This is a genomic window from Qipengyuania sp. BR81-2, from assembly GCF_055693895.1.
Map to the genome: position 1 here is coordinate 762,194 of NZ_CM146344.1, position 11,932 is coordinate 774,125.

Here is an 11,932-nt window from a genome sequence, read left to right on the forward strand (position 1 = left end):
GGTTCAAGCCTTCGGGCGCAGGCCGAGCATGTGGCAGATCGCATAGCTCAGCTCGGCGCGGTTGAGGGTGTAGAAGTGGAACTGGCGCACCCCGCCCGCATAGAGGCGGCGACACATTTCGGCGGCGATGGTCGCGCTCACCAGCTGGCGCGCTTCGGGGCGCTCGTCGAGCCCTTCGAAAAGGCCCTCCATCCAGTCCGGGATTGCCGTGCCGCACAGCCCGCTCATGCGCTGGACCGCGGCAAAGCTCATCACCGGCATGATGCCCGGCACGATCTCGCCCTCGATGCCGGCGGCGACCGCCTTGTCGCGGAAATCGAAGAAGCACTCGGGCTCGAAGAAGAACTGGGTGATGGCGCGCGTGGCGCCCGCGTCGAACTTGCGCTTGAGATTGTCGAGATCGGCCTGCCGGTCGGGCGAGATCCGGATGAACCTCGGGATAAGCAGCGACCGAGATTTCGAAATCGGCGATCTTCTTGAGACCTGCGATGAGGTCGGCGGCATTCTCGTAGCCACCCGGATGCGGGGTGTAGTTACCGCTGCCGTCAGGCGCATCTCCGCGCAGGGCGACGATGTGGCGTACGCCCTCTTCCCAGTATTCGCGCGCGACCTGGTCGACTTCCTCACGCGTCGCCTGGACGCAGGTGAGATGCGCGGCCGCCGGGATATCGGTCTCGCTCACGATCCGGCGCACGGCCTCGTGCGTGCGCTCGCGCGTCGAACCACCAGCGCCGTAGGTCACCGAAAGAAAGCGCGGGTTCAGCGGCTCAAGCGTCTGCACGCTCTGCCACAGGGTCTCGCCCATCTTCTCCGTTTTGGGCGGGAAGAATTCGAAGCTCACCTCGATGTCCCCGGGCAGTCCGGAGAAGAGAGGGCCTTCGAGAGCGCGCTGTGCCTCGCGCATCTGGTCGAGCGTGGGGCTCATCCAACATTCCTTTCAGCCGCGCGCCTGCGCTCGGCAATCCAAATCTTCACGACCAGCTCGCCGTCTTCGAGCGAGATGGGATCGGCGGGGACGAAGCCCGCATCTTCGAGCAATTCGAGCATCTGTTCATCGGCAAAGCCGAGGCGCGCATGGGCATGCCGCTCGCGCAGTTCCTCGCGCTGGTGCGCGGCGAAATCGACAATCGCCACGCGGCCGCCGGCGCGCGTCACGCGCGCTGCTTCGTAAAGGACGGCGGGTGGGCTGTGCGCAAAATGAAGGACCTGGTGGAACAGGACCGTATCGAAACTCGCCGGTGCAAACGGGAGCCCGGTAAAATCGCCTTGCACCAGCTCGATGCTTTCGGCGGGAAGGTGCTGCAACTTCGCGCGGGCGACGCGCAGCATGGCAAGGCTCTTGTCGAGCGCGACGATATGGTCGGCGCGGGCAGCGAAAAGCTCTGCCATGCGACCCGTGCCTGTGCCGATGTCGAGCAGGCGGCCAAGGCTGCCCTCGCCCAGCGCACCGGCAAGCGCGCGCTCCACATTGGCATCGGACGAATGAAGGCGGCGCAGTTCGTCCCAGTCATGCGCGTTGCTGGCGAAATATTCCTGCGCCTGCTCCTCGCGTGCCTGGCGGATCTCGGCGAGCTTGAGACGGTCGGCCTCGCATATCTCGGCAAAGGTGGGGTCCGAGCCTTCCGAGCGGGTCAGGAGGCGCGCGATATCCGAGCGGATCGGCTGCTCGCCATCGTCATCGGTGCTTGCCCTCAGGAAGATCCAGCTGCCCTCGCGGCGGCGCTCTGCAAGGCCGGCATCGCAAAGGATGCCGATATGGCGCGAAACGCGCGGCTGGCTCTGGCCGAGCACCTGCGCGATCTCGCCCACCGCCAGCTCCATAGAGCCCAGCAAGCGCATGATCCTGAGCCGGGTCGGGTCGGCCAGGGCGCGGAAGAGTGCTTCGGTACGCATCGAGAGACGAACATATAAAGATATTTTTATGTCCGTAAATGTCCTTCTCGAAAGCTTTTCTGAATAGTCAGAAATGCCTCTTTTTTGCCGCGACTTACCGGAATTTTACCATTCTACGTCAGGGTCTGCGGCAACGCGGCCCGATTTCCTCTCAGGTTTCGTGCGCGCGGATGAGCGGTCGGCGGAACATTGCCGGCCGGGATTTGCCATCTGGCTGGAGGAAACGTCGTCGCGCAGTGCCACGCCCGTACCGGCGAGCTTTCGGGCGCGCGCGTATGCGCAGCGCGGAGCCTGCGCGCGTGAACCGCTTCCTGCCAGACCGCGATTGCGAACGCTTCGTCGCCGACATGCTGGCGCACATGACACTGCTCGAGAAGGCCGGGCAGCTCGCCTTTCGGCGTGCTCCCGACCCCGTCGACCAACGTGAGGCCGAAGGCTTTGCCCGCGCGCTGAGAGCTGGCCGGATCGGCGGCGTGCGCGGCATCGTCAGCCGCGAACAGGCAGATGCCCTGCAGCAACTCGCGCAGGAGGAAACACGCCTCGGCATCCCGCTGCTCTTCTCCAGCGATATCCGCACGGCCCATGAAACGGTGTTCCCCACCCCCGCGACCATGTGCGCGAGTTTCGACACTGCTGCGGTCGAGGCGGCCGGCAAGGTCATCGCGCAGGAAGCCGAGTGCCGCGGCATAAACTGGCTGTTCGGTCCGAAAGTCGCGCCGGGCCCCACAGCCCTTGATGACGAGCAGGCCTTCGAGGCGGGGCAACTGCACCTAGTCGCCTCCATGGCTTCCGCCCTCGTCAGGGGCGTGCAGGCGGAAGACGAAACCAGTGGCCAGGCAACGCTGGCATGCCTCAATCTCGTGGAAGCTAGCGGAACTCGCGACGATGCCCAGTTCCAGAATGCGCTCGCCATAGCCCGCAGCGCCATCGTCACTGCAAATGTAGGGTCGCTGGCCTTCCACCACGCCGATGCCGATTTGCGCAGGTCTCTTGAAGAGGCTGCCCACGAACTTGCCGCACCGGGCCGCTACGACGGCATGGTGCTGGCGGAATGGGACAGCCTTGCGAACGAAGCGAATTTCGCGGAGCGAGGCGGGCAGAACGAGGCCATGCCAGTGGATTCGCTCGTGGAGGCAGTCACGACCGGCCGGATCGACGCGAACAGGCTCGACGAGGCTGTCGGAAGGGTTTTGCGCGCAAAGTACCGCCTCGGCCTGTTCGGCAGGGCACTCTCGGCGTCGGCCACAGCACACCGTGGGCCGCTGCCCACGCCAGTTCACAACCGCGAAGTCTCGCTGGAGCTTGCGCGGCGATCTGCCGTACTGCTGCGCAACCAGCCTGCCTATCTGCCGCTCGGGATAGATTCAGGCGACATCCTCGTCGTCGGCACCGCAGCCAGCGACCGTCATCTTGCACTTGCCGGCCGCGAGGGCGTGGCGGCAAGCGTGATCGACGGGCTCGAGCAGCTGGGCGTACCCTACCGCTTCGTGCCGGGCCTCGCGCTGCGCAACAACGGCACGCCGCAAGACCGCATGATCGATGCCGACCGTATGGCGATCGGCATGGCGAGCGAGGCGGCGAAGCGCGCCGGCACCATCGTCGTTGTCCTGCCCTGCAACGGCTCGGGCAAGCTCGGCGAAGCGCAGGAACAGCTGCTCACCTCGCTCATGGGCGCCAATCCGCGCGTGGTGCTGGTGACAATCGGCGCGAAAGCGGTCGATCCGCTGCTGCGCGAAACCCGCTTGCCGGTCATTCTCCATGCGGGCGAACCGGGCAGCATGGGCGGCCATGCCATTGCGGAACTGCTAACAGGCGAGGCAAATCCGAGCGCCAAGCTGCCCTATGATCTCGATGCCGATGGCACCGGAGACGCCATGCGCTTCGGCCATGGCGAGAATTACGCCGACTTCGCGCTGACCGGCGTCACGATCGAGGAAGGCAGCAATTGCATCCATGTCTCGGGCGAATTGCGCAATGTCGGCGAACGCGCCGGCAGCGAGACCATCCAGCTCTATGCCACTCCCTGGACCAAAAATGGTGAATGCCCGCGCAAGCTGGCGGAATTCGCACGTGTCCAGTTGCGGCCGGGCGAACGCAGGGCGCTGTTCTTCGAGATCGGGCGCGAGCAGATCGGCACCGCGCTGGCGAACGGCCGGTTTGCGGTCTCGGCAGGCGACTATGAGGTGTTCCTCGGTACGAGCTCGCGTCGCGGCGATGGCGGGGTGATCCACGTGTCCGAGGACCTGGCACTCGCGATGGCCATAGGACGGGCAAGCGGTGGCGGTCCGCGCGCGTCCTCGGCAGGCTTGCGCAGCGCCTGACCCGCTAACGGTCGGCCAGCAGCGCGAGAAGAGCGAAGCTGGCAAGCCAGTGTTCGCCCATATAGTCCCCCGCGACATGGCCGAGGGCCGCATCGAGATGCGCCCGGGCCCTGTCCGAAATCAGCTGCGAAGCCGGATGCTCCCCAAGCAGGCGGTCCACTTCGCGAAGGCACCAGGCGCGGCTCAGGTTCAACCCGTCCAGATGCGCGATCTTCCCGTCGCTCCGATCGCTGACGGTCACGGGATGGCATTCCCGTTCGATCCACCCATTGGCGAGGACAAGGTCTTCGAACCATGGAGCGAACTGGCTGTGCGGCATGACGCGGCTCATCAACAGGCTGGCAGTGAGGACGGGAGAGAGGAATTCGTCCCCGCCCGGCTCCCAGCCATCAAAACCTCGCTTCTGCCCGAAAGCGGCGAGCGACCAGTCATCGATAGTTGCAAGCAGCTTCGCATCGCGGGTTTCCGCCCACTCGCGCGCAAGGACGAGTGCGAAGCTGGTATTGAAGTGCGTCCCCACGGTGATCGGATAGGTGAGCACACGCAGGTAATCGCCGAAACGGTCGGCAAAGGCGCGGGCGAGCGGATCGAGACGCGCTCCCCATTTCTTATCGTCATGCCGTGCGGCTTCATGATGGAGGTATAGCAGCCAACCCCAACCATAGGGCCGCTCGAAGCCGCGCGATTCCGGCCTCTCGAGATAGGCGAGTTCGACGGCCAATTTCTCTTGCGTGAAAGTCGCATCGGCCAGCACCTCGATCTCGCGCGCCTCGGGCATGTCGGGGTAGAGCCTGCGCAGCGTGAGGAGCGTCCACCATCCGTGGACGCAGCTGTGCCAGTCGAAGCTGCCGAAAAAGACCGGATGGAGCTTTCGCGGCGAGAGGACGTCCGCGTCGCCCGCCATCACGTGGTCGAGCTTGTGCGGATATTCGCGCGCCACATGGCCCAGCGCGATGCGTGCGAAGCTGCTGGCGAGGTCCGGTGTCAGTTCCACAGCAGGAATGCTCCCACATAGATGATCGCGACATTGCACAGCCACAGCGGGATCGCTGTCCCGATCTGCTGGCGGATCACCCCGTTCTGGTCCTTTAGTTCGAGAAGCGCGGCGGGCACGATGTTGAAGTTGGCCGCCATGGGGGTCATCAGCGTACCGCAAAAGCCTGCGAGCATGCCGACCGCGCCGATCACCGCCGGATTGCCGTCATAGGTTTCGACCAGCAGCGGGATGCCGATCGCGGCCGCCATCACCGGGAAGGCGGCAAAGGAATTGCCCATTATCATCGTGAGCAGCGCCATGCCGAGCGCAAATACCACGACGGTCAGGAAAACGCTGCCATCGGGAATGATGTCGCCTGCGACACCGCCGATGATCTCGCCCACGCCCGCCAGTGCGAAGACCGCGCCGAGCGCGGCGAGCATTTGCGGCAGGATCGCCGCCCAGCCGATGGAATCGAGCAGGCGCCTGCCTTCCTCCGCCGGGGCAAGCGCAGGCGGGCGCAGCCAGGCCATTGCCACCACCAGCGCGACGAGCACGCCGACGCCGAAGAGGATCAGCGTCTCGCGTCGCGCCTCGAACAGGCCAGTCTCGCTGAGCGGGGTGTAATTGTAGAGCAGCGTGCCTGCCACGGCGGTGATCGGGACAATCAGAGCGGGCACGAAGAGCTTGTTGCCGAGCATCTTCGAATAGTCGCGACGCTCCTCGATACTCGTCGTTTCCGGATCGCTCCTCTTCAACGCGCCTGTCCCGGCTATCGCGACCATGGCGAGGACCAGCACGCCGTTGGCGAAATCGGAGAGGTGGCTGCCAAGGAAGAAGCTCGCCGCCAGCAGTCCCCAGAACGCAGCATTGCCCCAGAGCCCGTCGCGCAGGCTGAGCAGCGACCAGATCGCGAAGAACACGCCCGCAAGGACGTAGAGCCATTCGTAGGTGATCATGCGCCTGCCTCCGCCGGGGTCCGCCCGATCTTCCGGTCGAGCGCGCGGATGCGCCAGCCGTGGATGATGAAGGCGCAGATCGCAGTCGGGATCGCCCAGACCGACAACTGCAGCGGGGTGAGCGGATAGCCGTAGCTTTCGAACACGCCCTGGATCAGCAGGATCGAGGCGATGGCGAAGAAGATATCCTCGCCGAAGAACAGCCCGACATTGTCGGTGGCGGCCGACATGGCGAGCACCTTCTGCCGGTCATCCTCGGCCAGCTTGCCGTGCGATTTCTCCGCCGCAGCCTCGGCCATTGGGGCGACGAGCGGACGGACCGCCTGCGGGTGGCCGCCGATGTCCTTCATGCCGATGGCTGCGGTGATCTGGCGAAACAGCAGGTAGACTGTCAGCAGCTTGCCCATTGTCGCCCCGCGCAGGTTCTCGATCACCGCACGCGCGCGCTGCTGCAGGCCATATCGCTCGAGCAGGCCGATCACCGGCAGGATGATCCACGTCACCGAGATATAGCGGTTGTCGTTGAACGCCTTGCCTAGCGCCTCGACCACGGCGACGAAATCGAGCCCCGCCAGAAGCCCCGTCGCAAGTGCCGCACCGACCACGACCAGCAGCGGATTGAAGCGCAGCGCAAAGCCGATCACGACCAGCGCGATGCCCAGCAAGGGCCAGTAATTCATTCTCTTTCCTCCCCGAAGCCGCCTCCGCCGGGCGTCAGGATGACGAATGTGTCGCCGGGCATCATGTCCTTGTGCCCGGTCGCCCCGAATTCCTCGATTGAGCCATCTGTCCGCTCGACCCAGTTGCGACCCGGCTGCGCATCACCGCCGCCGTTGATCCCGCGTGGCGCCACCTTGCGGCGGTTGGCCAGCATGTTCGCGCGCATTTCCTCAAGGAAGGTGACACGCCGCTCGACCCCGTCGCCTCCGCGATCTCGCGCCCGATCCGCCAGAGCCGCGACGGATGGCAAAAATTTCGAGCCGCACAGGGAGGCGCGTTTCGAGGATTTCGGGATCGGTCAGGCGGCTGTTGGTCATGTGGGTTTGCACCGCGCTGGTCCCGTCATGATCGGGCCCCGCTCCCGAACCGCCGCAGATAGTCTCGTAGTACTGGTGCGCCTCATTGCCGAAGGTGAAATTGTTCATCGTCCCCTGGCTCGGGGCAAGCCTGCCGGTGGCGGCGAACAGCGCATCGGTAACGACTTGGCTGGTCTCGACATTGCCCGCGACCACGGCCGCGCCCGGCTCCGGATTGAGCATCGAACCTTCGGGCACGACCAGTTCGACGGGCCGCAAGCACCCGTCATTCATCGGGATCTGGTCGTCGATCAATGTGCGCAGGACATAAAGCGCGGCAGCGCGAGTAATCGACCGCGGAGCGTTGAAATTGTCGGGCAACTGGTCGCTGGTTTCGGTGAAATCGAAAACTGCCGATCGGGTGGTGGCGTCGATCCGGATGGCGACTTTCACGATCGCGCCATTGTCCATTTCGTAGGAAAAGCTGCCGTCCTCGAGCCTGTCGAGCAATCGGCGGACGCTTTCCTCGGCATTGGCGAGCACGTGATCCATATAGGCCGCGACTACCCCAGCACCCTGGTCGCGAGCCGCGCCCTGCAGCAATTCGGCACCGCGTGTGCAGGCAGCGAGCTGGGCGCGCAAATCGGAAAGGTTGCGGTCGGGATTGCGGGCGGGGAATTTCGCTGATGCGAGCACTTCGCGGACCGCTGCTTCGCGGAAATGCCCCTCGTCGACCATAAGAAGGTTGTCGATCATGACCCCCTCTTCCTCGATAGTCGCGCTTTCGGGCGGCATCGAGCCGGGGGCGATCCCGCCGATATCGGCATGGTGCCCGCGCGCGGCGACGAAGGCGTCCGGTTCCCCGCCCGCCCCGTCGTCGCCCTCTTCGCCATAGAAGACAGGTACGATCACAGTAATGTCGGGCAAATGCGTGCCGCCGCGATAGGGATCGTTGAGGACATAGGCATCGCCGCGCCTGAACCCGCGCCCGTCGCGCCCCGCGCCGCGCTCCTCGATCACTCGCGCGATGCTGTCGCCCATGCTGCCGAGGTGGACGGGGATATGCGGGGCATTGGCAATCAGCGCGCCGGACTTGTCGAACAGCGCGCAAGAGAAATCGAGGCGCTCCTTGATATTGACGGAGGTTGCGGTGGACTGGAGCACCACGCCCATTTCTTCGGCAATTGCCATGAACAGATTGTTGAAGATCTCGAGCCGTACGGGATCGACCTCGGTGCCCACGGCAAGGTCGCGCTGCAACTCCTCGACGCGGGTCAGGACTAGTGTCCCTTCTTCCGCGAGCTTGGCCTGCCAGCCATGCTCAACCACCGTTGTCGAACCCGGATCGACGATCAATGCGGGGCCGGAGACCTCCTCGCCCTCGCCCATGTCGGCGCGGGCCAGCGTGCGCCATGAGCCGGACGCATCGCCCGAAGTCGCGACCGGATCGGCCTGCGCGGTGTCGAGGCCTCCCGATATGCCGCTCGCCTCGACGCTCAGTGCCTCGACCACGATCGGAGCCTCGACATCCGAGTAGCCGAACCGCTGGCGGTGAAGCAGGCGGAAGGCCTCGTCCATCCGCGTGATTTCGCCGACATCGACGGTGAGCATGGAATCGCTGCCCTTGAAGCGCAGCCTTGCACGGCGTTCGAGCTGGATCGCTGCTTCGGAGATACCCTGCCCGGACAGTGACTTGCGTGCTTCTTCCTCCAGGGCAGCCAGCGGCGCCAAGAAGTCGTCGGTGAGCGGTTTGACCAGGCTCACCTCGCGGATCGCCTTCACCGGCGCGAGGCCGATGCCATAGGCCGAGAGGATGCCGGCAAGCGGATGCACCAGCACCGTCTCGATCCCGAGCTCGTCGGCCACCTTGCAGGCGTGCTGCCCGCCCGCCCCGCCGAAGCAGGCGAGCGCATAGGTGGTCACGTCATGCCCGCGCGCCACGCTGATCTTGCGAATGGCATTGGCCATGTTGTCGACCGCGATGGCGAGGAAGCCTTCCGCAATGGCCTCCAGCGACTTCCGTTCAGGGAGCAAGGCGGCGACCTCCTCCAAGCGCAGCCGCGAGGCTTCCGGATCGAGCGGTTCGTCACCATTCGGGCCGAACACGGCTGGAAAGAAGGCCGGATCGATGCGCCCGAGGAACAGGTTGCAGTCGGTCACGCTCAGCGGGCCGCCCTTGCGATAGCAGGCGGGGCCCGGATCGGCGCCCGCGCTTTCGGGGCCGACACGGAAGCGCGCACCGTCGAAGCTGCAGATCGAGCCGCCGCCCGCCGCCACCGTGTGGATCTGCATCATCGGTGCGGCGACGCGGACGCCGGCCACAACGTTGTCGCCCGTCAGCTCGTATTCGCCCGCATAGTGCGCGACATCGGTGCTGGTCCCGCCCATGTCGAAGCCGATGAGTTTGGTGTGCCCTAAAGGCTCGGAGGCGGCGACCATGCCGACAACACCGCCTGCCGGGCCGGATAGGATCGCGTCCTTCCCGCGGAACGCGCCAACTTCGGCCAGCCCGCCGTTCGACTGCATGAAGCGCAAGCGGTCCGCATCGGGCAGCGCGGCGCGCGAAGTATCGGTGTAGCGCCTCAGGACGGGTGAGAGATAGGCATCGACGACGGTCGTATCGCCGCGCGGGACGAGCTTGATCAGAGAGGCGACCTCGTGGCTTACGCTGACCTGCGCGAACCCGATCTCGCGGGCGATTGCGGCCAGCCGCTCCTCGTGGTCGCGATACTTCCAACCATGCATCAGCACTATGGCAAGGGCATCGAAGCCCTCGCCCCGCAGTGCCTCGAAATCGCGCCGTGCCGCTGCCTCGTCGAGCGGTGTCAGGACCTCGCCATCAACACCGACACGCTCGGTGACCTCCACGACGCGCGCGGGCAATTGCTCGGGGAGGACGATATGGCGGGCGAAAATCTCGGGCCGCGCCTGTGTGCCGATCCGCAGCGCATCGCCGAAGCCTTGCGTGATCGCGAGTGCCAGCCGCTCACCCTTGCGTTCGAGCAGCGCATTGGTGGCGACCGTGGTGCCGATGCGCAGCTCCGCAATCGGGCCTTCGCCGTACTCGGCCATCAGGCGGCGCACCGCCTCGCTCGCAGCATCGCGGTAGTGCTCGGGATTTTCGGAGAGTAGCTTGTCGGTTACCAGCCGCCCTTGCGGAGTGGTGGCTACGACATCGGTAAAGGTCCCCCCGCGATCGATCGCGAAGCGCCAAGCGGGAGGAGTAGCTGCCATGCCGCGCACACTAGGCACGCGTCATGGCAGCGCAAGTGGGGATCAGACGACGGCGTCGCGCTTAACCGTGATCACCTGCGGATAGGTGAACTCCTTCAGGCCATCGATGCCGTATTCGGCGCCGATGCCCGACTGCTTGTGCCCGCCGAAGGGCGCGAGCGGCGAGATGTGCAGGAATTCGTTGATCCACACGGTACCGGTTTCGAGCTGTTCGGCGATCTCGACACCCTTGTCGGTGTCCTTCGTCCAGACAGCGCCGGCGAGGCCGTATTCCGAATTGTTGGCGCGCTCGATCGCTTCCTCGACGCTGCCGAACTTCATCAGCGGCATGACCGGACCGAACTGTTCTTCGGCCACGATGCGCGCATCTTCAGGCGGATTGTCGAGAATGGTGATCGGCACGTAATAGCCGGTGCCCGAGGGATCGACGTCGCCGCCGGTCAGGAACTGGTAGCCGTTATCCTTGGCATCCTGAATCAGCTCGCACACGCGGTCGAACTGCTTCTTGTTCTGGATCGGACCGACGCCCGTGCCCTGCTGCGAACCGTCACCGACGACCACGGTCTTGGCATATTCCGCGATGGCCTTGGACAGGTCGTCATAGATGTCCTCGTGGATGTAGATGCGCTTCGCCGCGACGCAGATCTGGCCGGCGTTCGAGAAGCTCGACCAGAAGAGCTGCTGCGCAACCGCTTCGACATCGGCATCGGGCAGGACGATCGAGGCGTCGTTACCGCCCAGCTCCAGCGTGATGCGTTTGAGGTCGCCAGCGGCGCCTTCCATGATCTTCTTCCCCGTAGCGGTCGATCCGGTGAAGGTGATCTTGTCGATATCGGGATGCTCGGTGATCATCGGGCCGAGCTCGTCCGGGCCGGTGATGATGTTGACCGTGCCGGCGGGTACGACGTCCTTGATCAACTCGGCGATGCGCAGCGTGGTGAGCGGCGTGAACGGCGAGGGCTTGAGTACGATGGTGCAGCCCGAAATAAGCGCCGGCACGATCTTCTGGATCGCCATCATGACCGGGAAGTTCCACGGCACGATGCCGCCGACGACGCCAACCGGCACACGGCGCGTTCGGCTGAGGCGCGTGTCGTCATCCTGGTTGATCACGTCGTCGAGCGTCAGCGTAGACTGCGCGGCGGCGAGGCCAGCTGCGCCGTAGATTTCCTGCTGGGCCTGCGCATGCGGCTTGCCCTGCTCGGTGGTGAGCAGACGGAACAGCTCGTCGGCATTGTCCTTGATGGCGGCCGAAATGCCCATGACGACTTTCTGACGCTCTTCGGCGCTGGTTTTCTTCCAGGTCTTGAACGCGCGGCGGGCAGCGGCGACCGCACGGTCGAGCTCGTCCTTACCGCAGGAGGGGACGAGGCCGACGATCTCTTCATTGGCGGGATTGACGACTTCGAACGTATTGCTCGTCGTCACCATCTCGCCGTCGATCAGGTTCGAATAGGTCTTGGTCATGGCTCTCTCCTCAAAACGCAGAATCGGTTTCGGAGAGAAACTTAGGCCTGCTTTCGGGAATCGCAA

Annotated in this window: 6 protein-coding genes and 2 pseudogenes; 1 reads left to right on the forward strand and 7 read right to left on the reverse strand. The window is 64.9% G+C overall.

The features are described from left to right. Positions 1-3: 3 nt before the first annotated feature. Together metF and ACZ1G8_RS03760 are read right to left on the reverse strand one after the other, a co-directional pair. Positions 4-925: pseudogene (metF, locus tag ACZ1G8_RS03755) on the reverse strand (methylenetetrahydrofolate reductase). Further along, positions 922-1,893 carry an ArsR/SmtB family transcription factor gene (locus ACZ1G8_RS03760; RefSeq protein WP_472680459.1) on the reverse strand — a complete coding sequence of 324 codons (972 nt, stop codon included), beginning with the start codon at positions 1,891-1,893 and terminating at the stop codon, positions 922-924. Before ACZ1G8_RS03760 ends, metF begins: the two are co-directional and overlap by 4 nt. A gap of 299 nt (positions 1,894-2,192) precedes the next feature. Here ACZ1G8_RS03760 and ACZ1G8_RS03765 point away from each other — a divergent pair, with 299 nt between their 5' ends. Then, entirely contained in the window at positions 2,193-4,214 is a 2,022-nt protein-coding gene (locus ACZ1G8_RS03765; RefSeq protein WP_472680460.1) for a glycoside hydrolase family 3 C-terminal domain-containing protein, read from the forward strand. 4 nt (positions 4,215-4,218) lie between these two features. Here ACZ1G8_RS03765 and ACZ1G8_RS03770 read toward each other — a convergent pair whose 3' ends face one another. The 5 genes and pseudogenes from ACZ1G8_RS03770 to ACZ1G8_RS03790 form a co-directional block, all read right to left on the reverse strand. Next, the gene (locus ACZ1G8_RS03770) at positions 4,219-5,208 is read right to left on the reverse strand and encodes a DUF2891 domain-containing protein (protein WP_472680461.1); all 990 of its coding nucleotides are present in this window, start codon (positions 5,206-5,208) and stop codon (positions 4,219-4,221) included. Next, entirely contained in the window at positions 5,199-6,149 is a 951-nt protein-coding gene (locus tag ACZ1G8_RS03775; RefSeq protein WP_472680462.1) for a DUF979 domain-containing protein, read from the reverse strand. Before ACZ1G8_RS03775 ends, ACZ1G8_RS03770 begins: the two co-directional genes overlap by 10 nt. Further along, a complete protein-coding gene (locus ACZ1G8_RS03780; RefSeq protein ID WP_472680463.1) occupies positions 6,146-6,829 on the reverse strand; it encodes a DUF969 domain-containing protein in 684 nt (227 codons plus the stop codon). The genes ACZ1G8_RS03775 and ACZ1G8_RS03780 overlap by 4 nt, the downstream gene beginning before the upstream one ends. Then, positions 6,826-10,399: pseudogene (locus ACZ1G8_RS03785) on the reverse strand (hydantoinase B/oxoprolinase family protein). The gene ACZ1G8_RS03780 and the pseudogene ACZ1G8_RS03785 overlap by 4 nt, the downstream one beginning before the upstream one ends. Positions 10,400-10,441: 42 nt before the next feature. Further along, the gene (locus tag ACZ1G8_RS03790; RefSeq protein WP_472680464.1) at positions 10,442-11,866 is read right to left on the reverse strand and encodes an aldehyde dehydrogenase family protein; all 1,425 of its coding nucleotides are present in this window, start codon (positions 11,864-11,866) and stop codon (positions 10,442-10,444) included. Positions 11,867-11,932 lie beyond the last annotated feature (66 nt).